The 418-nt window shown below is 61.7% G+C and carries 1 protein-coding gene; it reads right to left on the minus strand.

Annotation, left to right across the window (positions count from 1 at the left end; translation table 11 throughout):
* On the minus strand, window positions 1-418 hold a 418-nt coding region (locus tag MKK88_RS00960; protein WP_243996715.1), incomplete at both ends, for a Crp/Fnr family transcriptional regulator.

Raw genomic sequence — 418 nt, forward strand, 5'->3', positions numbered from 1 at the left:
TTCGGATCAAACTCGGCGAAATCCATCAGCCGCGCAGCGTTGGGAATGCGCAGGCGCTTACTCCTCCATTCGAGCAGGCCCTGACCTCTCAGATCTTGAAGAACCCGGTTCACGTGCACGCCGGTGATACCCAACGCGTCCGCTAGATCATCCTGGGTCATTGGGAATTCGAAGCTGTCCTCGCTCACCAAGCCTACGACCCGCAGGCGCACGAGCAACTCGCAGACGAGATGCGCCATCCGCTGGTCGGCTTCGTGTTGCCCCATGTTAACGAGCCATGCCCGCAGCGTGCCCTCATCGACGAGGGTCGCCCACCAGAGCGCTCGCGTGATGCGGGGGTGGTGGGCCGTGAGATGCTCGATGACCGAGCGTGGGATATCCACGATGGTGCAGCCCCAGCTAGTACCGATGCTGTGAT

Origin of the sequence: Methylobacterium sp. E-005, assembly GCF_022829725.1 — a bacterium.
Taxonomy (GTDB): domain Bacteria; phylum Pseudomonadota; class Alphaproteobacteria; order Rhizobiales; family Beijerinckiaceae; genus Methylobacterium.